This is a genomic window from Azospirillum sp. UENF 312511, from assembly GCF_058780635.1.
On the sequence record NZ_JBSNCG010000003.1, the window covers coordinates 1542039 to 1563636 of the forward strand.

Sequence of the window (21598 nt, forward strand, 5' to 3'; positions counted from 1 at the left end):
CCTGCTGTCACGATGACCGACTCCTTCCTGGACTCGTCCAAGAGGCTCTACGGGCGGCGCAAGGGGCGTCCGCTCCGCAAGCGCAAGACCGAACTGCTCGACGGACTCCTGCCGTCGCTGGAAATCCCGGTGCCGCAGCCGGGCGACCGCATCGACCCCCACGCCCTGTTTGCCAAACCCATGCGCGACGTCTGGCTGGAGGTCGGCTTCGGCAGCGGCCACCACATGGCGTGGCAGGCGGCGAACAACCGCGACGTCGGGGTGATCGGCGCCGAACCCTTCATCAACGGCGTGGCTGGCCTGCTCAAGCTGGTCGATGACGAGAAGGTTCAGGACAACGTCCGTGTCCTTGCGGACGACGCCCGCCCGCTGCTCGACGCCCTGCCGGACGCCTCCATCGGGCGCGCCTTCGTGCTGTTCGCCGATCCCTGGCCGAAGAAGCGCCACTGGGAACGCCGCTTCATCGGTCCGGACAACCTGCCGCGTCTCGCGCGCGTGCTGAAGGATGGGGCGGAGCTGCGTCTGGCCAGCGACGATATGGGGCTGGTGCGCTGGATGCTGGAGCACACGGTCCGGCACCCCGATTTCGAATGGACCGCCCGCGGCCCGTCCGACTGGCGCCACCGCATCGCGGACTGGCCGCCCACCCGCTACGAGGAGAAGGCCATCGAGGCCGGGCGAAAGCCGGTCTTCATGCGCTTCATCCGCAAGGCGCGGGGGTAGACACCACCGACTCTCCATAATGCTCCACCACCGGGAACGGGTCGTAGAAGTGGTGGAGCAGGGACTTCCAGCGGGCGTAGCGGCCGGACCCGCGGAAACCTTCGGTGTGGTCCTCCAGCCGCTCCCAGCGGACGAGCAGAAGGTAGCGGTCCGGCGCCTCCAGGCAGGGCCGCAGCTCCAGCCCGAGGAATCCCGGAGTCGCGGCGATGAGGGGCTGAGCCTCGGTCATCGCCCGTTCGAAGGCCGGGCCCTGGCCGGGTCTGACGGTCAGCAGGGCCGTTTCGAGGATCACGATGAACTCCGTCCTGGCGGCGTTTTCCGCGCGGTGCGACGGCCGCCGAGGGCTTGACTTTACCCGGGTCGGACCCGCTCACCAAGCGCCGGGCATAGGACCTTGCGGAAAAGCGCTTGCGGCCTGCTCCGGAATGTCTATATTCACCGCATGAACCCATACGGATCGGCGGCTCGGGAAACCGGGCCGGCGGGACGCTTTGCGGGTGGGCCTTGGCCCACTTATTTTTTTATCAGCGTATGGAATCCCCGTGTTGGTCCCAGGGCGCTGTGCCAGGGGAGACCGCGGGGGCGGGTCAGGTGGAATGGAAGCAACCGGTCGTATCGAGCAGATCATCACGCCGTCGGTCGAGGCCATGGGCTACGAACTCGTGCGTGTGCAGTTGACCGGTGGGCAGCGCATGGTTCTGCAGGTCATGGCGGAACGCGCCGACGGCGCGCCCATGACGGTCGAAGACTGCGCCGACATCAGCCGCGCGATCTCCGCGGTGCTCGACGTTGAAGATCCGATCAAGAGCGCCTACACGCTGGAGGTCAGTTCGCCCGGCATCGACCGGCCGCTGACCCGTCTGAAGGATTTTGAGCGTTTCGCCGGTTTCGAGGCCAAGCTGGAGACCCGGCTCGCCGTCGATGGCCGCAAGCGCTTCAAGGGCATGCTGAAGGGCGTCGACGACGGCCTCGTGTGCATCGAATCGGAACAGGGAGCCGCCCGGCTGGAGTTCGACAACATCCTGCGCGCCAAGCTGGTCTTGACGGATGAACTGATCCGCGCCAGCCAGGGCCAGGGTTGACGGCCGCTCCGGGCTTCACTCGAAGAACAAACGCCAGTCCAGGAAGTGTGACGGATGGAACTGCTGCAAGTCGCTGACGCGGTTGCCCGCGAAAAGAACATCGACCGGGACGAGGTCCTGGAGGCGATGGAGCAGGCGATTCAGAAGGCCGGGCGCTCCAAGTACGGCCACGAGCACGACATCCGCGCCCGCATCGACCGCAAGACGGGCGACATCCACCTGACCCGCCACCTGGAGGTGGTCGAGGCGGTGGAGAACGAGGCGACCCAGGTGACCCTCGCCTACGCCCAGCGCCGCAAGCCCGGCGCCCAGGTCGGCGACTTCCTGGTCGATCCGCTGCCGCCCATCGACTTCGGCCGCATCGCCGCCCAGACGGCCAAGCAGGTCATCGTCCAGAAGGTCCGCGACGCGGAGCGCAAGCGCCAGTTCAACGAATACAAGGACCGCACCGGCGAGATCGTCAACGGTCTGGTCAAGCGCGTCGAATACGGCAACGTCACCGTCGACCTGGGCCGCGCCGAAGCGATCCTGCGCCGCGACGAGCTGCTGCCGCGCGAGCACTTCAAGAACGGCGACCGCGTGCGCGCCTACATCTTCGACGTGCGCGAGGAAGCGCGCGGCCCGCAGATCTTCCTGTCGCGCACCCATCCGATGTTCATGGCGAAGCTGTTCGCCCAGGAAGTGCCGGAGATCTACGACGGCATCATCGAGATCAAGGCGGTCGCCCGCGACCCGGGCTCGCGCGCCAAGATCGCGGTGATCAGCAACGACAGCTCCATCGACCCGGTCGGCGCCTGCGTCGGCATGCGCGGCAGCCGCGTCCAGGCGGTCGTCGGCGAGCTGCAGGGCGAGAAGATCGACATCATCCAGTGGAACCAGGAGCCGGCGACCTTCATCGTCAACGCCCTGGCCCCGGCCGAGGTCGCCAAGGTCGTGATGGACGAGGACAACAGCCGCATCGAGGTGGTGGTGCCCGACGACCAGCTGTCGCTGGCCATCGGCCGCCGCGGCCAGAACGTGCGCCTCGCCACCCAGCTCACCGGCTGGGACATCGACATCCTGACCGAGCAGGAGGAGTCGGAGCGCCGCTCGGACGAATTCCGCACCCGCTCGCAGCTCTTCATGGAAGCGCTGGACGTGGACGATGTGATCGCCCATCTCCTGGTCGCCGAAGGCTTCACCTCCGTGGAGGAGATCGCCTACGTCGAGACCGAGGAACTGGCCGAGATCGAAGGCTTCGACGAGGATGTGGCGGAGGAGCTGAAGCAGCGCGCCCTCAACTTCCTCGACGAGCAGGACGTCCGCATGACCGAGAAGCGCCAAGCGCTCGGCGTCGAGGACGCGGTGGCGGAAGTCACCGGCTTCAGCCCGACCCTGCTGGTGAAGCTGGGTGAGAACGGCGTGAAGACGATGGACGACCTCGCCGACCTCGCCGCGGACGAACTGCGCGACATTCTCGGCAAGGAGGCCCCGACGGAAGACGAGGCCAACGAGATCATCATGGCCGCCCGTGCCCACTGGTTCGACGGCGAGGAAGGCGCGCCCACCGCGGCGCAACCCTCGGCGGACGACCAGGCGGCGCAGAGCTGAGCCGGGACTTAGGACGCACAAACGGTACGGATGGTTGGGCTGAGCGACAGGAACGAACAGACTCCGGCGGACGGTGAACCGGACGGCCTTGCGGCCGAAGGGGACGCGCTGCTGCCGGCGGACCTGGAAAAGGGTCCGCTGCGCCGCTGCATCGCCACCGGCACCGTGCAGTCGAAGGACGGCATGATCCGTTTCGTGGTATCACCCGACGGCGAGATCGTGCCCGATCTGGAGGAACGGCTTCCGGGCCGCGGCCTCTGGCTGTCGGGGGACAAGGCGGCCTTCACGAAGGCCATTGCCAAGAACATGTTCGCCAAGGCGGCGCGGCGCGCGGTGCGCGTCCCGCCCGATCTGGTGGAACGGCTGGAGAAGCTGCTGGAGCGGCGGTGCCTGGATGCCTTCGGGCTGGCGCGCCGGGCCGGGCAGGCTCTGGCCGGATACGAAAAGGTGCGCGAGGCGCTGAAGACCAACCAGGTCGGACGCGCCGGACCGCCCTATCTGCTGGTCGAGGCCAGCGACGGTTCGCCCGACCAGCGGGGCAAGATCACAGCGCTGGCGCCGGATATGCCGGTCGTGGACCTGTTCGACGCCGCGGCGATGGCCGCGGCCCTGGGACGGGAAAACGCCGTGCACGCGGTGGTGGCGCGCGGGAAGCTGGCCAAGGGATTGGCACGCGACTCCGCGCGTCTCAAGGGTATCAAAGGCTTTGTCGCCGGCTCTGCGCCGGCCGGCCACGTAAGCAACGTCTGACCATTCGGGAACCGATGACCGACAGCAACGACCAGGACCAAAAGAAAGTCTTGCACCTCTCCGGCTCCGGCAAAGGGAAGCTGGAGCTGAAGAAGCCGGTCGAGACCCAGGTCCGGCAGAGCTTCTCCCATGGCCGGTCGAAGCCCGTGACCGTGGAGGTCAAGCGTAAGCGGGCCGTGGAGAAGGGCGCCCTGCCGGGCGTGGCCGACGGTGGCGCCGCCGCGCGTCAGGCCGCCCAGGGCATCCCCGTCCGGGGTGGGCCGGGCCAGCGCCAGCGCGGCGGTGGCGGCGGTGCCGTCCGTCAACTGACCAACCAGGAACGCGAGGCGCGCATCCGCGCCCTGCAGGGGGCGGCTGAAGACAACCGCCGCCGCGCCGAGGAGGAGGCCGAGGCCGCCGTCCTGGCCGCCGAGGCCGCCGCCCGCGCCGCCGAGGAGGCGGCGTCCCAGCCGGCCCAGGTGGTCGAGGAGGAGCCGGAGATTCTCGACGCCGAGACTCTGCGCCAGCGCGAGCTGGCCGAGCTGCGCGGCATCGAGGAGGCGGAGCGCGCCAAGGCCCAGGAGGCCGAGCGCCGCCGCCAGGAAGAGGAAGCCAAGCGCAAGGAGGCCGACGAGGCCAAGCGCAAGGACACCGAGCAGACCCGCCCGCAGGGCGCGGGCGCCCGTCCCGCCGCCGGTGGCGCCGGTGCGCGCACCGCGGCCACCACCACGGAGGCTCCGGCCGCCCGTGGTCCGGGGGCTCCGGCCGCTCCGCGCTTCGGCGAGGAAGAGGACGATCGCCGCGGCAAGCCCGGGAACAAGAAGGCGCCGGCGCCGGCTCCGGTCCGCAAGGCCGCTCCGGGCGCCGACCGCCGCAAGGGCTCCAAGATGACCGTCTCGCAGGCGCTGAGCGACGAGGGTGGTGAGCGCACGCGCTCGCTGGCCGCCGTCCGCCGTGCCCGTGAGCGCGAGCGGCTCCGTCAGATGAGCCGTCAGGAGACGCAGAAAGTGACCCGCGACGTCGTGCTGCCCGAGGTCATCACCGTCCAGGAGCTGGCGAACCGCATGGCGGAACGCGGCGCGGACGTGATCAAGCAGCTCATGCGCATGGGCGTGATGGCCACCATCAACCAGACCATCGACGCCGACACGGCGGAGCTGATCATCGCCGAGTTCGGCCACCGCGTGCGCCGTGTGTCGGAGGCGGACGTCGAGGTCGGCCTGCGCCTCAACGACGATGCGGAAACGGCGCTGGTGCCGCGTCCCCCGGTCGTCACGATCATGGGCCACGTCGACCACGGCAAGACCTCGCTGCTCGACGCCTTGCGTCAGACCGACGTGGTCAGCCGCGAGGCCGGCGGCATCACCCAGCACATCGGCGCCTATCAGGTGCAGCTGGAGTCGGGTGCGAAGATCACCTTCATCGACACGCCGGGCCACGCCGCCTTCACCGAGATGCGCGCCCGCGGCGCCAACGTCACGGACGTGGTGGTGCTGGTCGTGGCGGCGAACGACGGCGTCATGCCGCAGACGATCGAGGCGATCCATCACGCCAAGGCCGCGAAGGTTCCGATCATCGTCGCCATCAACAAGATCGACCTGCCCGACGCCAAGCCGGACCGTGTCCGCCAGGAACTGCTCCAGCACGAGCTGGTCGTGGAAGAGCTGGGCGGCGACATCCAGACCGTGGAAGTGTCGGCCAAGGCCAAGCGCAACCTGGACAAGCTGGAGGAGGCCATCCTCCTGCAGGCGGAAATCCTGGAGCTGAAGGCCAACCCGGGCCGCACCGCCGAAGGTGTCGTGGTCGAGGCCAAGCTGGAGCGCGGCCGCGGTTCGGTCGCCACCGTGCTGGTCCAGCGCGGCACGCTGAAGGTCGGCGACGTGTTCGTCACCGGGTCGGAGTGGGGCCGCGTCCGCGCCCTGGTCAACGACCGCGGCCAGAGCGTCGAGCAGGCCGCCCCGGCCAGCCCGGTCGAAGTGCTCGGTCTCAACGGCACGCCGCTCGCTGGCGACGACTTCACCGTCGTCGAGTCGGAAGCCCGCGCCCGTGAGATCGCCGAGTTCCGCCAGCGCAAGAAGCGCGAAGCCGCCAACGCGGCGTCGGCCCGCGGCTCGCTGCAGGACATGTTCAGCCGCATCCAGGCCGGCGAGGCCAAGGAACTGCCGGTCGTCATCAAGGGCGACGTGCAGGGCTCCATCGAAGCGATCTCCAACGCCCTGGAGAAGCTCACGGCGGAGAACACCGAGGTCAAGGTCCGCGTGCTGCACGCGTCGGTGGGTGCGATCAACGAGTCCGACATCACGCTGGCGAACGCCTCCAACGCGATGGTCTTCGGCTTCAACGTCCGCGCCAACCCGCAGGCCCGCGACATGGCCAAGCGCGACGGCGTCGAGATCCGCTACTACTCGATCATCTACAACGTGATCGACGACGTGAAGGCGGCCCTCACCGGTATGCTGTCGCCGACCCTGCGTGAGCGTTTCATCGGCTACGCCGAAATCCGCGAGGTGTTCAACATCACCAAGGTCGGCAAGGTCGCCGGTTGTATGGTCACGCAGGGCACCGTCAAGCGCGGCGCCGGCTGCCGCCTGCTGCGCGACAACGTCGTCATCCACGAGGGCACGCTCAAGACGCTCAAGCGCTTCAAGGACGAGGTCAAGGAAGTGCGCGAGGGTTACGAGTGCGGTATGGCCTTCGAGAATTACGACAACATTCTGGCCGGCGACATCATCGAAGCCTTCGAGATCGAGGAGGTGGCGCGCGAGCTGTAAGCCCGCCGCCGCACCCCGGCTCTCGGACCGGCCACAGATGACATTGCAGATGACAAGGGCGCCCGTGCGCCCTTGTCGCGTTTTCGCGGAGGGACAGACCCCTCCCGCACCGCATTCGGGATCGACAGCATGAGAAAGAAACACGATCTGGCCGGAAAGCCGCCGTCCCAGCGCCAGCTCCGCATCGGCGAGGAAATCCGCCATGCCCTGGCGGACCTGTTCCGGCGCGGCGACTTCCACGACCCCGAACTGGCGGAACTGAACGTCACGGTGACCGAGGTGCGGATCAGCCCGGACCTGCGCAACGCCACCGCCTTCGTCACGCCGCTGGGTGGCGGCCCGATGGACGAGACGCTGTCGGCCCTGCGCCGCGCCGCCCCTTTCCTGCGCGGCCAGGTTGCCCGCGCCATCAACCTGCGCCACGCCCCGACGCTGAGCTTCGAGGCCGACACCTCCTTCGACTACGCCGGTCGCATCGACGACATCCTGCACAGCCCGGCGGTCGCCCGCGACGTCGGTTACCGTTCGCTTGCCGACCGCGTGAACGGCGACGACGACCATGACGACGAGGACGACGGCTGGGACGAGGAGGACGAGACCGAGACGGACGACCTCGACGACGATGAGGACATCGACGACGAGGACGACGACGAGGATGAAGGCAACGGCGGCGAGGGCGAGGGGCGCCGTGGCTCGTAAGCGCAAGGGCGAGCCGATCCACGGCTGGATTGTGCTGGACAAGCCGGCGGGGATGACCTCGACTCAGGCGCTGTCCAAAGTGCGCCGCCATCTGAACGCGGAGAAGGCCGGGCACGGCGGCACGCTGGACCCCATCGCCACGGGCATCCTTCCCATCGCGCTGGGCGAGGCGACCAAGACCGTCTCCTACGCCATGGACGGCGAGAAGACCTACCGCTTCACCGTGGCCTGGGGCACCCGCACGACCACCGACGACCGCGAGGGAACGGCGGTGGAGACCTCCGCGGCGCGTCCCGACGCCGAGGCGATCCGCGCCGCTCTGCCCGGCTTCCTCGGCTTCGTCGAGCAGATCCCGCCGCAGTACTGCGCTCTGAAGATCAACGGCGAACGCGCCTACGACATCGCCCGCGAGGGGGAGGTGGTGGACATCGCCCCGCGCACCGTGCGCATCGACCGGCTGGAGCTGATCGAGATTCCGGACGCCGACCACGCGGTGCTGGAGGTCGATTGCGGCAAGGGCACCTATGTCCGTTCCATCGCCCGCGACCTCGCCGAACGGTTGGGGACGGTGGGGCACATCCGCGATCTGCGACGCCTGCGCGTGGGGTCCTTCACGCTGGACGGGGCGATTTCCCTGGACGATCTGACCGCGATGGAGCAAGGTGCCGCGGTCGAAAGACTTCTGCTGCCGATCGAGACCGCGCTGGACGACATCCCGGCGCTGGCCCTGACGGATGCGGAAGCGCACCGACTGAAGCACGGCCAGACGGTGGCACTCCTCACCCGGCAGGACCGCGAACGCCTCACGGCGCTGCGCGGCGATGTTGGTGGGGATGGCACCGTTATTGCGCTTTTCGGCGGCAAGCCGGTGGCGCTGGCGCGCGTGGAGGGGGCGGAGGTCCGTCCGGTGCGCGTTCTCAACCTATGAACGATGGAGACCCCGATGTCGATCACGCCCGATCGCAAGCAGGAACTCATTAAGGACTATTCGCGCGGCACCAACGACACCGGTTCGCCCGAGGTCCAGGTCGCGATCCTGTCCGAGCGCATCCGGAACCTGACCGAGCATCTGCAGGGCCACAAGAAGGACTTCCACTCCCGCCGTGGTCTGCTGGTGATGGTCGGCCAGCGCCGCCGTCTTCTCGACTATCTCAAGAAGAAGGACAACAGCCGCTACGCCACGCTCATCGAGCGTCTGGGCCTGCGTCGCTGATTTCCAAAAGGCGTCCGTGCTGGTGACCGAACATCCGTCCCGATCAGCGCTCGACCCGCCGCACCGCGTTCCGGTGCACCGGGGAGCGTCGCGCCGGTCGGGACGTTCGGTTGTTCGCGAAGGTATGTTCTAGTCAGACGGCCGGCCCGGACCTTCCGGGACCGGCCGTTTGATTTTTTTAGCCCTTTTCGGGTTTTGCCCTTTGTTGGGTTTTCACATGCGGGGTCCGACGACCGATGACCCCGGCTTAGGCCAGCAATCCGGCGGGCCTAGGTGTCGGATGGAAGGAAGAATCCATGTTCAAAGTTTTCCGCAAAGAAATCGAATGGGGTGGACGCAAGCTGACGTTCGAGACGGGCAAGATCGCCCGTCAGGCCGACGGCGCGGTGCTGGTCACCTATGGTGAGACCACGGTCCTCTGCACGGTCGTCGGCGCCAAGTCGCCGAAGCCGGGCGTCGATTTCTTTCCGCTGACGGTCAATTACCAGGAAAAGTCCTTCGCAGCCGGCAAGATTCCCGGCGGCTTCTTCAAGCGTGAAGGCCGCCCGACGGAGAAGGAGACGCTGGTCAGCCGCCTGATCGACCGTCCCATCCGTCCGCTGTTCGCCGATGGCTTCCGCAACGAGACGCAGGTCATCTGCACCGTGCTGAGCCACGATCTGGAGAACGATCCGGACATCGTCGCGATGGTCGGCACCTCGGCCGCGCTGACGATCTCCGGCATTCCGTTCCTGGGTCCGATCGGCGCGGCCCGCGTCGGCTACGTCGACGGCCAGTATGTCCTGAACCCGACCATGGACGCCGTTGACGGTTCCGCGCTCGACCTCGTGGTCGCCGGCACCCAGGAAGGCGTGCTGATGGTCGAATCGGAAGCCAAGGAGCTGTCCGAGGAGGTCATGCTGGGCGCCGTGATGTTCGGCCACAGCGGCTTCCAGCCGGTCATCGACGCCATCATCGATCTGGCCGAGCAGTGCGCCAAGGAGCCGTGGGACCTGCCAGCCCCGGCCTACGACCGCGCCGCGCTGAAGGCGAAGCTGCGCGCGACCGTCGGCGCCGACGTCGAGGCCGCCTACACCGAGACGGTGAAGCAGGTCCGCTACGAGAAGATCGGCGCCGCCAAGGCGAAGGCGCTGGAGGCTCTGGCCGAGGCCCATGAGACCCAGGCCATCGTGACCGAGTTCAAGGAGCTGGAGGCCGACATCCTGCGCGGCGCCGTCCTGAAGACCGGCCGCCGCATCGACGGCCGCGACACCAAGACGGTCCGCCCGATCGTGTCGGAGGTCGGCGTGCTGCCGCGCGCCCACGGTTCGGCGCTGTTCACCCGCGGCGAGACGCAGGCGCTGGTCGTCACCACGCTGGGCACCAGCCAGGACGAGCAGATCATCGACGCGCTGCAGGGCGAGTACCGGGAGCACTTCATGCTCCACTACAACTTCCCTCCGTACTCGGTGGGCGAGGCCGGCCGCATGGGCTCGCCGGGCCGCCGCGAGATCGGCCACGGCAAGCTGGCGTGGCGCGCCATCCACCCGCTGCTGCCGAAGAAGGAAGACTTCCCCTACACGCTGCGCGTGGTGTCGGAAGTGACCGAGTCCAACGGCTCGTCGTCGATGGCGACGGTCTGCGGCACCTCGCTGTCGCTGATGGACGCCGGCGCTCCGCTGGCGCGCCCGGTGGCCGGCATCGCCATGGGCCTGATCAAGGAAGACGACGGCTTCGCGGTCCTGTCGGACATCCTGGGTGACGAGGATCACCTGGGCGACATGGACTTCAAGGTGGCCGGCACCGACGCGGGCATCACCGCGCTGCAGATGGACATCAAGATCACCTCGATCACCGAGGAGATCATGAAGATCGCCCTGGGCCAGGCCAAGGACGGCCGCCTGCACATCCTGGGCGAGATGTCCAAGGCCCTGACCGGCGCCCGCGAGGCGGTGAACGAGAACGCCCCGCGCATCACCGTGATCAACATCCCGAAGGAGAAGATCCGCGACGTGATCGGCTCCGGCGGCAAGGTGATCCGCGAGATCGTGGAGCAGACCGGCGCCAAGATCGACATCGAGGACGACGGCACGGTCAAGGTCGCCGCGGTGGACACCAAGGCCGCCCAGGCCGCCATCGACTGGATCAAGGGCATCGTCGCCGAGCCGGAAATGAACGTGGTCTACACCGGCAAGGTCGTGAAGGTCGTCGATTTCGGCGCCTTCGTGAACTTCCTCGGTTCCCGCGACGGCCTCGTCCACATTTCCGAACTGGCGCAGCAGCGCGTCGGCAAGGTGTCGGACGTGGTGTCGCAGGGTGATTCGGTGAAGGTGAAGGTCATCGGCTTCGACGACCGCGGCAAGGTCAAGCTGTCGATGAAGCAGGTCGATCAGGCCACCGGCGAAGACCTGACCAAGAAGGACGGCCCCGCCGCCTGACGATCAGGGTTGACCCTCCCTCGCACCAGCGGGGGAGGATGCCTCTCGCCTCCCTCTCCTGCGCAAGTGGGGGAGGGACGGGGAGGGGGCAAAGGCGCCGCAAGGCGCTTTTTTTTTCGCCTACCTTCGGCGCGCCCCCGGCGGGCGGCAAGCTTTCCCCTGTCGTTATCTCGAAAGGCTCCCAACCGGCGTTCCCGCGAAGGCGCGTTTCAAGACACTTACATGCAGGGCCGTCTCGTTCCCACCTTCGCGGGGCGACAACGGAAGCGGGTGATCGCGTCGAGTTCTCCTCCCTGTCAAATTTTCACGGCGTCTCTCAGATTGGCACCTCTCAAATTGGCGCCCGTCAGGTTGACGTCCCGTACGTTGGTGTCGGTCAGTTTGGCGTCCCGCAGGTTGGCGCCCGCCAGGTCGGCTCCCGCCAAGTTGGCGCCCGTCAGGTCGGCGCCTCTCAGGTTGGCGCCCGTCAGATTGGCCCGCTTCAGTTCGGCGCCCCTCAGGTTCGCGTCCGGCAAATCGGCGCCGGTCAGGTTGGCGTTTGGCAGTTTGGCGTCCCTCAGGTCGGCAACCCTCAGCTTGGCACTCCTCAGGTCGGCATCGGGCAGGTAGGCGTTGGTCAGGTTGGTGCCCCTCAGATTGGCATCCTCCAGGTTTGTGCCCGTCAGATCAGCGTCCGTCAGTTCGGCGCATGCCAGTTCGGCGTGTGCGAGGTTGGTTCTCGCCAGGATGGCACTTCTCAAACTGGCGCCGGTCAGGTTGGCGCCGGTCAGATTGGCGTCCGCCAAATTGGCACCCGTCAGTTCGGCATCCGTAACATCAGCGAATGTCAGGTTTGCGTTCATCAGATGGGCCGCTGTCAGATTGGCTCCCGCCAGTTTGGCGTCCTGTAGGTTTGCGCCCGTCAGATCAGCGTTCCTCAGAGTGGCATTCCGCAGATTTGTGCCCGTCAGATCAGCGCCCATCAGTTTGGCGTCGGTCAGGTTTGTTCCCACCAGATCGGCGCCCGTCAGGTTGACGCAGGTCAGATCGGCTTTCGTCAGGTTGGCGCTGGCAAGGTCTGCGCCGGCCAAGTTCAGGCAGGATAAACAGGAACGGGCGATGTTCGATTCAACGGGTGACCCAAGCAGGCGATGCAGGGTCGAGGCGGCGAGTGTGGAGTTTGTCAGGTCCTTCGGCTCCAGCCGGATGATGGAACGTTCGGACTCGGGCAACGTCGCTGTGATGATGGCGTGCAGGGTGGCGAGAAGGGTGAGTTCGGCGTTGCGCACCTGCCGTTCGGCCTCCCGTGCCCGGACATGGCCGGTGGGCAGCGGCGGGCCGAGTTGGAGACTGGTGTTGAACAGGCGTCCCAAGGTCTTCCCCCAACGAACGACCTCCTGCGCCGTTTCCTTTTTAGGTCTCGCCAGCGACGCCATCTCCGACTGCAGGAAATCCAGCAAATCGGGATCCATTGCCGTTGGCCCACACAGCGCCAGCCAGTTTCTCAAACAAGCCAACTGATTATTGGCGTTTCTGTCCTTGGTCAGCAGATCATGGATCGCCGCCACCTCCCGTTTGATCCGCCTCGCTGTCAGGAACTGTCCGAAGCTCTTGTGGGTGAATTCCACCGCCCGATGTGTTTTCCCTGCATGCGCGTGGCAGAAGAAACTGTCCAGAAGGCAGGTGAGGGCGTGGCTGCGGTTCTCCGTCAGTCGATCCAACTCGTCATGGAGTTTGGCTTCCGTCAAACGCTTCTCGACCACATGGATGGGCACCGTCCGGTCACCGCCATTGTGCCATGCCGCGATCGCCACCTCTTCCAGCATCCATTCAAGTTTGTCGCGCTCCAGACCGTCGATCGCCTCCAGCGCAAGGCTGTCGCTCCGCCGGTTCACACGTTCCAGCACATGGTTGAACAGACGGCTGTAAAGGTCATAAATGCTGTTGATGGTGGCAGCGCGCTCTTCTCCCTCCAGAGCCAGGATCTGGGCAGCCAGCCAATTGAGAAGCGGTTGCTCGGTCGCTGAAGCTATATGAACATTGTTTCCTTCAAGCACCGCTGGCAGACCGCCTTCATAGCCAAAGCGCTTCCACCAGTGCGGGCGCTGGTCGAGTTCGGCAAGCGCCTGATCAATGAACCAATCTTGTCGTTGGTAGTCGATCCGGTACCGCAAGACATGCAGATGCGCACCTTTGCTGCGGGACAGGGCATTCGTGCTTTCCGCAGCACCAGGGCGACCGGCCAACAGCAGCTGCACCCGTAAGTCATTCCGGTTCCAATTCGACCACGCGCGGCTCAAACTGCCGATGAAGCCATTCAGCAAAACGACGGCTTCATTGCCCGCCTTCGCCAACTCGTCGAGCCCGTCGAGGATCAGCAACAGCGGTGGCCCCGTCTCGTTTCTCGCGTATTCCAGCGCGTCATGGCCCAGGTCTTCCTTCAGGAAGTGCGACAGTTCGGCCCGAGCATCGCCTGTGTAGTTCAACCGGCTGAGCGGGATCAGCAACACCCGCCGCCCCTGATCGGCCAGATGGGCGGCCAGCATAGCGCAAGCGCTGGATTTGCCGGAGCCAGGCTCTCCCGACAGGACGCGGATCGAGTCCTGTGGATCGGCCCGCTTGATCCAATGATTGAGTTCCTCGTCCAGCCAGAAGATCGGAAGCTTCTTATCCGAATACCATCGATGTTCAGGCGCTGGCAGATCGCCCTGCGTTGCCCGCAGTGGCACATAAAGATCGTGCAACGAGAAGCGGGGAATCTCGTCTGAAGCGAGTGAGCGCAGGGGGGTGTAAATCGCAGCGACCAAACGGGCGCGATAGGCCCGCCAGTCCAAGACCCGCTGCGCGGCGGCGTCCAGCGGGGTCTGGCGCGTCACCTCCGTCAGCATGGCGCGGTAATCGGCTTCCCGGCTGCGGTCGCGCAGTTCGGCGGCCAGGGCTAGGATGAAATTCTCGCAGAAGGTGGCCAGCATCGGCGCGCGATGTTTCTCCTCCACCTCACAGGTGCGCATCCAGCTGGTGAAGGCGACCAGAACCACCGACAGTGCGGGCCATCGCTCTGCATCGGCAAAGGTGGTGGCGGTCAGGTCCAGCGGTGTCTTGGCAGCCAGCCGTTCGAGTTCGGCCTCCATTTCCCGTGGATCGGCCTGTGTTGCCAGGATGGGGGCCTGCCGGGCGTAGCGTTGGATGCAGCGGACTGCCGCGTTGTACGCGGCGCGCTGAAGCAGCAGGCGGGCACCGTCCTCCGCCGTGGCATCGCCCGGCCCCTCGCGGGTGAATGCGTCCCCTGCGTCGACAACGTCCTTCAGCGCATCGACAAAGTTTCCTGCGGCCGTGCTCAGGACCACCTTTCCAAGCGCAATGGCAAGTTTCTTTTTATCGACCCTGATCGTCATGCGGCGGCCCCGGCGCAGGAAGGCCGAAAAAATAGCGAAAATCCGAATATTTTTCAACCGATAGGGATTGTCGTCTACAGCCGCTCCGCCCGGAACGTGTCGCAGGCGTTCAGCTCGCCACGCTCCAGACCGGTGCGGAACCATTGCACCCGCTGGGCGGAACTGCCGTGGGTGAAGCTGTCGGGAGTCACGGTGCCGCGGGACTGGCGCTGCAGGCGGTCGTCGCCGATGGCGCTGGCCGCCGTCAGCGCCTCCTCGACGTCGCCGGGCTCGATGATCTGGCGCTCGCGGTTGGCGTGGTTGGCCCACAGGCCGGCGAAGCAGTCGGCCTGAAGCTCCAGACGCACCGACAGCCCGTTGGCCTCGGCCTGGGACCCGGCTTGCCGCTGGGCCTGCTGCACCCGGTCGGAGATGCCCAGCAGGTTCTGCACATGGTGGCCGACCTCGTGGGCGATCACATAGGCCTGGGCGAAGTCGCCCGGCGCGCGGAAGCGGTCGCGCAGGTCGCGGTAGAAGCTGAGGTCGATGTACACCTTGCGGTCCTGCGGGCAGTAGAAGGGACCCATCGCCGCTTGGGCGAAGCCGCAGCCCGAATCCACTGCGCCGGAGAACAGCACCAGCGCCGGGTCCTGGTAGGTGCGGCCCAACTGCTGGAACTGCGCGGCCCAGGTGTCCTCCGTGTCGGCGAGCACGACCGAGACGAAGCGCTTCAGCTCGTCGTCCCTGTTGTCCGGGCCACCGCCGCGCGGAGCGTCGGATTGCTCGTAACGGGCCTGATCCTGCGGCGCCGTGCCCTGCAGAAGATCCAGCGGGTTGATGCCGAGCAGGAGCGAGACCACGACGATCACCGCCAGCCCGCCGATGCCGATCCCGCCGCGCCCGATGGGAATGCCGATCCCGCCGGTGCGGAACCCGCCGCTTCCGGGCGCGCCGCGCCGGTCCTCGACATTCTCGCTCTCGCGACCGTCCTGCCACCGCATCGCCCGATCCTCCCCCGACGCATTGCGAGAGGAAAACCAGCGAGGGGGCGCGGCTGTTCCGGCGCTCCGCCGGATGAGCCAAACACGCGCTTGACCGCAAGCGGAGCCGTGCCATTTCCTAAGGCATGAACCACCGCTCCTTCGTCCCGACGGAACCCGCAACCGACACCGGCCCGCTGCCCTTCCGCGTGTATTGGTGGCAGGCTCTGGTCTTCTGGCTGCTCACCAACACCTATGGCGTGTTCGACCGGGGCGGGGAGCCGTTTCCCGGCTATCAGCCCTCGCCGCTGCAGCCGGCGGGTTGGGCCTTTCCCGTCGTCTGGTTCAGCATCAGCCTGATCCAGCTCTGGGGCTGCGTGCGGCTGCTGAACGCGCCCTGGACGATCCGCTGGCGCCCGGCGCTGATCGGCATGCAGGGGGCGCTGTGGCTACTCTACGCCAGCTTCGGATTCGCCTATTTCACCATGGGCAGCCCGATCCTGGCGGCGGCCTGGACCATCGCCTACTTCATCATCGCCTCGACCTGCGTGCTGCTGGTCTGGCCGGACGACCGCGCCATCGCGGCGAGCTGGCTGCCGCTGGTGCTGTGGACCGGCTTCGCCTCCATCGTCGCCGTCCATGGCGTCGTCCTGAACCCGGACCCGCTGTTCGGGCTGGGGCCGGGGCTGGGGACGCGCTGATCAGCCGCGGTAGCGGTGCGTCGCCCCGGTGAAGTCCTCCGCCACATAACCGCCTTCCCCGTCGGGCCGCACCCAGCCCGGCGCGGCGGGGGCCTTGCCGTGCCCGCCGGGGATGTCCAGCACATAGGTCGGCTGGCAGAGGCCGGAGACGCGCCCGCGCAGCCCCTTCACCAGCGCCTGCCCCTCGGCCAGGGTCGGGCGGAAATGGCTGGTGCCGGCGGCAAGGTCGGGATGGTGCAGGTAATAGGGCTTGATCCGGTTGCGCACCAATCCCCGGAACAGCGCCTCCAGCGCCGCCGCGTCGTCGTTGATGCCTTTCAGCAGCACCGTCTGGCCCAGCAGGGGAATGCCGGCGTCGGCCAGCTGGGCGATGGCGCCGCGCGCCGGCTCCGTCAATTCGTCGGCGTGGTTGATGTGGACAGCCATCCAGGTCGCCAGCTCCGGCGCCTTCAGCGCCTCGACCAGCTCCGCGGTGACGCGCGCCGGGTCGGCGACGGGGATGCGGGTGTGCAGCCGGACCACCCCGACATGGGGGATGTCCGACAGGCTGCGGACGATGTGGGACAGGCGCCGGGGCGACAGCAGAAGGGGATCGCCGCCGGTCACCACCACCTCCCACACCTCCGGATGCGCACGCACGTACGCCAGGGCGGCGTCCAGCTCGTCGGGCGACAGGGCCTCGCCGCCCGGGCCGACCATCTCGCGCCGGAAGCAGAAACGGCAATAGACCGCGCAGGCGTGCAACGGTTTCAGCAAGACCCGGTCGGGGTAGCGGTGGACGATGCCCTTGACCGGGCTGCGCACCACGTCGCCGATGGGGTCCTCGCGCTCCTCCGGCGCGGTGTACGCCTCCTCGGGAGAGGGGACGTACTGCGCGTACAGGGGATCGCCGGGCGCGGCATCCGCCAGCGTCTCCAGCAGGTACGGGGTCAGGGCGATGGCGTAGCGGTCGGCCACGGCGGCCACGGCCTCGCCCGCCGCGGGCGTCATCAGCCCGGCGGCCACCAGATCGGTCACGCTGTGGGCTGCCTTCATCGCTCGTTCCCGATCCGCCACTTTGCGCCTAGTATGAGGGGCTCGCTCTTACTCCCGCAGGACCCATGCTGTCGACTCTTCCCCGCCTGATCGGCCATCGCGGCGCCAAGGAAAGCGCGCCGGAAAACACGCTCGCCAGCCTGCGCGAGGCCGCCCGCCAGGGCGCCGCCTGGGTCGAGGTGGACGTGATGCTCACCCGCGACCGCGTGCCGGTGCTGATCCACGACGACACGCTGGAGCGCACCACCAACGGCGCCGGGCCGGTGCCGGACCTGACCCTGGCGGAGCTGAAGGAGCTGGACGCCGGTTCCTGGTTCGACACCCGTTTCGCCGGCGAAACGGTGCCGACCCTGGAAGAGGCGCTGGGCGTGATCCGCAAGTTGGGCCTGGGCCTGAATCTGGAGATCAAACCCTATCCCGGCCAGGAGGTGGTGACGGCAGACGTTGCGCTGGATCTGCTGACGCGGCTGTGGCCCGACGGACTGCCCCTGCTGGTGTCCAGCTTCGAGGTGCCCTGCCTGGAGGTGGCGCGCGACCGTGCGCCGGAGATTCCGCGCGGCTACCTGTTGTGGGACCCGCCCGCCGACTGGGCGGCCATCGCCGACCGCATCGGCGCGGCCACGCTGAACGTCCATCAGGATCGCCAGACGGCGGAGAGCGTCGCCGCCTACCGCGCCACCGGGCGTCCGGTGCTGGCCTACACCGTCAACGACGCGGCGCGGGCGCGGACGCTGTTCGGCTGGGGCGTGGCCGGTGTCTTCACCGACGCACCGGGCCGGCTGGCGGCGGAACTGGCCGCCGCGACGACCCCGTGAGGCGGTTCTCCCAGGGACCACCGGTTGACGTTTGGGGACATGTCGCCGTGACAGATTTTTTTCTAACACCGCGAATCCGCTCGTCCGCACGGAAATTTCCTCATATATAGATCGCTCATGGCGGCATGGGCCGTCGGGGGCACGACTCCCGGCGGCGTTTTTCGTCGTCTTTCGGGTCGCGCTGTCCGGGTGCCCGCACGCGGGCGCTCTCATGGTCTTGGAGGTTTCGTTGAAGGCGCTTAAGCCGTTGCTGATGTCTGGCCGGGAGGTTCTGCCGCTCGTCGAGGGTGGCAAGGGAATTGCCGTCTCCAACGGGGAAAGCTCGGGCGCCTGGGCGGCGGCCGGGGGTATCGGAACATTCTCGGGCGTGAACGCCGACAGCTACGACGAGAACGGGAATCTCCTGCCGCAGGTCTATCACGGCAAAACCCGCCGCGAGCGTCACGACGAGCTGATCAAGTTCGGCATCCAGGGCGGCATCGCGCAGGCGCGCATCGCGCACGAGGCGTCGAACGGCCAAGGCCGCATCCACATGAACGTCCTCTGGGAGATGGGCGGCGCCGAGCACATCCTGCACGGCGTGCTGGAAGGCTCCCAGGGTCTGATCCACGGCGTCACCTGCGGCGCCGGCATGCCCTACCGCGTGGCGGAGATCGCCGTTCACTACGGCGTGCACTACTACCCCATCGTCTCCTCGGCCCGCGCCTTCCGCGCCCTGTGGCTGCGCGCCTATCACAAGTTCCGCGAGAACCTGGGCGGCGTGGTCTATGAGGACCCGTGGCTGGCCGGCGGCCACAACGGCCTGTCCAACTCCGAGGACCCGCTGAAGCCGGAGGACCCGTTCCCCCGCGTCCTGGCGCTGCGCCAGATGATGAACAGCTTCGGCCTGAACGACACCCCCATCGTCATGGCGGGCGGCGTCTGGTGGCTGTCGGACTGGGAAGACTGGATCGACAACCCCGACCTCGGCCCGGTGGCCTTCCAGTTCGGCACGCGCCCGCTGCTGACCCAGGAAAGCCCGATCTCCAACGCCTGGAAGCACCGTCTGCTGACGCTGAAGGAAGGCGACGTCTTCCTGAACCGCTTCTCGCCGACGGGCTTCTACTCCTCCGCCGTCAAGAACCCGTTCCTGATGGACCTGATGGCCCGCTCGGAGCGTCAGGTGGCCTATCTGCCCAAACCGGTGGGCGAGCATTCCGCCGAGCTGCCGCTGGGCCCGCGCGGCCGCCCGGTCTATGTGACCGAGACGGACAAGGCCCGCGCCGAGGGCTGGCTGTCCCAGGGCTTCACCAGCGGCCTGAAGACGCCGGACAGCACGGTCATCTTCGTCACGCCGGAGCAGGCGGAGCGCATCCACCGCGATCAGGTGGACTGCATGGGCTGCCTGTCGGCCTGCAACTTCTCCAACTGGGCGCAGAACGAGGAAGGCACGAACGGCAAGCGCGCCGATCCGCGCTCCTACTGCATCCAGAAGACCCTGCAGGCGGTCAGCCACACCGACGACTGCGAAAACCAGCTCATGTTCGCCGGTCACAACGCCTTCCGCTTCGCGTCGGACCCTTACTACAAGGACGGGTTCATCCCGACCGTGAAGCAGCTGGTCGAGCGGATCGCCACCGGCTACTGACGCCGGCGGTTCGCGGCTTTGCGGGGGGCACTTGCCCCCTGACCTGAAATCGTTCTAAAGTGAGCGGGCTGCGGCAGATCGCCGCGGTCCGTTTCGCGTTCCGACTTTGTGACCTGAACCACGGCGAACAGACGACGATGACCGGCACCCGACCCTTCAAGCGCGCCCTCGACCGCCTGCAGACGGCAGGCTTCCGCCCGACGCGCCAGCGTCTGGGGCTGGCCCGCCTGCTGTTCGAAGGGGAGCACCGCCACGTCACCGCCGAGCAGCTCCACACCGAGGCGATGGGGGCGGACCTGCGGGTGTCGCTGGCCACGGTCTACAACACGCTGAACCAGTTCACCGCCGCCGGCCTGCTGCGCGAGGTGGTGGTGGAGGCGGGCAAATCCTATTTCGACACCAACACCAGCGACCATCACCATTTCTTCCTGGAAGGGACGGGCCGGCTGGAGGACATCCCCGGCGACGACGTGGTGGTGCAGCATCTGCCGCCGGCCCCGCCGGGCACGCGCATCGCGCGGGTGGACGTGATCGTCCGGCTAAGCGCGGAGCAGAGCGAGGAGCGCTGAGGGGGCGGGCGGCTCATGGATGCTGCTGGAAAAAATCCGTCTCCCGACCGGGTCTTCGGGGAATTTCCGGAACATTGACGCGTTTTGGGAGCAATGGCATAAGCCGTAGCCGAGGCTCGGCCGCCGGAGGCCCCACGCCCGCGCGCGGCCGGGCCGGACAGAACCCCGTCTGGAGAACGCCGCCATGTCGCTGAAGGGCACGAAGACCGAGCAGAACCTCAAGGCGGCCTTCGCGGGTGAGAGCCAAGCCAACCGCCGCTATCTCTATTTCGCCCAGAAGGCCGACGTGGAAGGCCACAACGAGGTCGCCGCCGTCTTCCGCTCCACGGCGGAGGGCGAAACCGGCCACGCCCACGGCCATCTGGAATTCCTGGAGGAGGCCGGCGACCCGATCACCGGCCTGCCCATCGGCGACACGGTGAGCAACCTGAAGGCCGCCATCGCCGGCGAGACCCACGAATACACCGACATGTACCCGGGCATGGCCCGCACCGCCCGCGAGGAAGGCTTCGAGGAGGTCGCGGACTGGTTCGAAACGCTGGCCAAGGCCGAGCGGAGCCATGCCGGGCGGTTCCAGAGGATGCTGGACCAGCTGTCGTCATGACGGCGCGCCGGATCGCGATCACCCGCGCCGACATCCTTCCCCTGGACCGCTACGCCCGCGAACGCGCCGCCCGCCGCAGCGCGCTGGTCGCCGTGAAGAAAAAGCGCCGCGTTGCGGTCGGCCCCTACGCCCTCGTCCATTTCGAGAATTACGAGACGATGTGGCAGCAGGTCCACGAGATGCTGTTCATCGAGCGGGGCGGCGAAGACCAGATTGCCGGTGAGCTGCGCGCCTACAACGGCCTGATTCCGCAAGGGACGGAACTGGTCGCCACGGTGATGTTCGAGATCGCCGACCCGGCGCGCCGCGCCGCCGAACTCGGCCGGCTGGGAGGGGTGGAGCGGACGGTGACTCTGCGCTTCGCCGGACACACGGTGACCGGCCGGCCGGAGGAGGACGTGGCGCGCACGAACGAGGCCGGCAAGGCGTCCGCCGTCCATTTCCTGCATTTCGACTTCACGCCGGAGCAGATCGCCGCCTTCCGCACCCCCGGCACGGAGGTGATCCTCGGCATCGGCCATCCCCACTACGGCCACATGGCGGTGATGCCGGAGGCGGTGCGGGCGGAGCTTGCGGGGGATTTCGGATAGGGGAGACCCTTGCCTCCTCCCTGCCCCTCCCCCGCTTCGCAGGGGAGGGAACTGTCTCCCTCTCCTGCGAAGCGGGGGAGGGAAGGGCCCCGCGGCGCCA

Annotated in this window: 19 protein-coding genes; 15 read left to right on the forward strand and 4 right to left on the reverse strand. The window is 67.4% G+C overall.

Annotated elements, in window-relative coordinates:
• The first annotated feature begins 12 nt into the window (after nucleotides 1-12).
• Nucleotides 13-723, forward strand: coding sequence for a tRNA (guanine(46)-N(7))-methyltransferase TrmB (gene trmB, locus ACWPN7_RS18645; protein ID WP_459196121.1), 711 nt, complete (start codon nucleotides 13-15; stop codon nucleotides 721-723).
• On the opposite strand, the gene ACWPN7_RS18650 is transcribed toward trmB, so the two are convergent.
• Complete coding sequence (locus ACWPN7_RS18650) at nucleotides 701-1015, reverse strand: antibiotic biosynthesis monooxygenase family protein (RefSeq protein ID WP_038530314.1); 315 nt, start codon at nucleotides 1013-1015, stop codon at nucleotides 701-703. The genes trmB and ACWPN7_RS18650 overlap by 23 nt on opposite strands.
• A gap of 304 nt (nucleotides 1016-1319) precedes the next feature.
• Between ACWPN7_RS18650 and rimP the strand changes: the two genes are divergently transcribed.
• The 8 genes from rimP to pnp all read left to right on the forward strand — a co-directional run bounded on the left by rimP (nucleotide 1320) and on the right by pnp (nucleotide 11224).
• Nucleotides 1320-1805, forward strand: a complete 486-nt coding sequence (gene rimP / locus ACWPN7_RS18655; RefSeq protein ID WP_014238849.1) for a ribosome maturation factor RimP — start codon at nucleotides 1320-1322, stop codon at nucleotides 1803-1805.
• A gap of 54 nt (nucleotides 1806-1859) precedes the next feature.
• Nucleotides 1860-3395 carry a transcription termination factor NusA gene (nusA, locus tag ACWPN7_RS18660; RefSeq protein WP_014238848.1) on the forward strand — a complete coding sequence of 512 codons (1536 nt, stop codon included), beginning with the start codon at nucleotides 1860-1862 and terminating at the stop codon, nucleotides 3393-3395.
• A gap of 30 nt (nucleotides 3396-3425) precedes the next feature.
• Nucleotides 3426-4145 (forward strand): RNA-binding protein, encoded by a 720-nt coding sequence (locus ACWPN7_RS18665; protein WP_137103736.1) that lies wholly within the window; start codon nucleotides 3426-3428, stop codon nucleotides 4143-4145.
• A gap of 14 nt (nucleotides 4146-4159) precedes the next feature.
• A complete protein-coding gene (gene infB, locus ACWPN7_RS18670) occupies nucleotides 4160-6895 on the forward strand; it encodes a translation initiation factor IF-2 (protein ID WP_451990757.1) in 2736 nt (911 codons plus the stop codon).
• 129 nt (nucleotides 6896-7024) lie between these two features.
• The gene (rbfA, locus tag ACWPN7_RS18675) at nucleotides 7025-7594 is read left to right on the forward strand and encodes a 30S ribosome-binding factor RbfA (RefSeq protein WP_349619010.1); all 570 of its coding nucleotides are present in this window, start codon (nucleotides 7025-7027) and stop codon (nucleotides 7592-7594) included.
• Entirely contained in the window at nucleotides 7584-8522 is a 939-nt protein-coding gene (gene truB, locus ACWPN7_RS18680; RefSeq protein WP_456510680.1) for a tRNA pseudouridine(55) synthase TruB, read from the forward strand. Before rbfA ends, truB begins: the two co-directional genes overlap by 11 nt.
• Before the next feature lie 15 nt (nucleotides 8523-8537).
• Nucleotides 8538-8807, forward strand: coding sequence for a 30S ribosomal protein S15 (rpsO, locus tag ACWPN7_RS18685; protein ID WP_035670129.1), 270 nt, complete (start codon nucleotides 8538-8540; stop codon nucleotides 8805-8807).
• A 296-nt stretch (nucleotides 8808-9103) separates the two neighbouring features.
• The gene (gene pnp / locus ACWPN7_RS18690) at nucleotides 9104-11224 is read left to right on the forward strand and encodes a polyribonucleotide nucleotidyltransferase (protein ID WP_459196120.1); all 2121 of its coding nucleotides are present in this window, start codon (nucleotides 9104-9106) and stop codon (nucleotides 11222-11224) included.
• Nucleotides 11225-11520: 296 nt separating this feature from the next.
• Here pnp and ACWPN7_RS18695 read toward each other — a convergent pair whose 3' ends face one another.
• Nucleotides 11521-14598, reverse strand: coding sequence for a pentapeptide repeat-containing protein (locus ACWPN7_RS18695; RefSeq protein WP_459196119.1), 3078 nt, complete (start codon nucleotides 14596-14598; stop codon nucleotides 11521-11523).
• 74 nt (nucleotides 14599-14672) lie between these two features.
• Nucleotides 14673-15578, reverse strand: coding sequence for a KPN_02809 family neutral zinc metallopeptidase (ypfJ, locus tag ACWPN7_RS18700; RefSeq protein ID WP_459196118.1), 906 nt, complete (start codon nucleotides 15576-15578; stop codon nucleotides 14673-14675).
• 125 nt (nucleotides 15579-15703) lie between these two features.
• Here ypfJ and ACWPN7_RS18705 point away from each other — a divergent pair, with 125 nt between their 5' ends.
• Nucleotides 15704-16258: a TspO/MBR family protein gene (locus tag ACWPN7_RS18705; RefSeq protein ID WP_038530330.1), complete on the forward strand. Its 555-nt coding sequence runs from the start codon at nucleotides 15704-15706 to the stop codon at nucleotides 16256-16258.
• Here ACWPN7_RS18705 and ACWPN7_RS18710 read toward each other — a convergent pair whose 3' ends face one another.
• Nucleotides 16259-17293: a lysine-2,3-aminomutase-like protein gene (locus ACWPN7_RS18710; RefSeq protein WP_459196117.1), complete on the reverse strand. Its 1035-nt coding sequence runs from the start codon at nucleotides 17291-17293 to the stop codon at nucleotides 16259-16261.
• A 65-nt stretch (nucleotides 17294-17358) separates the two neighbouring features.
• On the opposite strand from ACWPN7_RS18710, the gene ACWPN7_RS18715 reads away from it, so the two are divergent.
• From ACWPN7_RS18715 to ACWPN7_RS18735, 5 genes are all read left to right on the forward strand, one after another.
• Nucleotides 17359-18108 carry a glycerophosphoryl diester phosphodiesterase gene (locus ACWPN7_RS18715; protein WP_459196116.1) on the forward strand — a complete coding sequence of 250 codons (750 nt, stop codon included), beginning with the start codon at nucleotides 17359-17361 and terminating at the stop codon, nucleotides 18106-18108.
• 229 nt (nucleotides 18109-18337) lie between these two features.
• Nucleotides 18338-19735, forward strand: coding sequence for an NAD(P)H-dependent flavin oxidoreductase (locus tag ACWPN7_RS18720; protein WP_038531606.1), 1398 nt, complete (start codon nucleotides 18338-18340; stop codon nucleotides 19733-19735).
• Nucleotides 19736-19872: 137 nt separating this feature from the next.
• Entirely contained in the window at nucleotides 19873-20304 is a 432-nt protein-coding gene (gene irrA / locus ACWPN7_RS18725) for an iron response transcriptional regulator IrrA (protein WP_038531609.1), read from the forward strand.
• A 184-nt stretch (nucleotides 20305-20488) separates the two neighbouring features.
• Complete coding sequence (locus ACWPN7_RS18730) at nucleotides 20489-20908, forward strand: rubrerythrin family protein (protein ID WP_014238831.1); 420 nt, start codon at nucleotides 20489-20491, stop codon at nucleotides 20906-20908.
• Complete coding sequence (locus ACWPN7_RS18735) at nucleotides 20905-21498, forward strand: DUF3501 family protein (RefSeq protein ID WP_149650042.1); 594 nt, start codon at nucleotides 20905-20907, stop codon at nucleotides 21496-21498. Before ACWPN7_RS18730 ends, ACWPN7_RS18735 begins: the two co-directional genes overlap by 4 nt.
• Nucleotides 21499-21598: the final 100 nt, after the last annotated feature.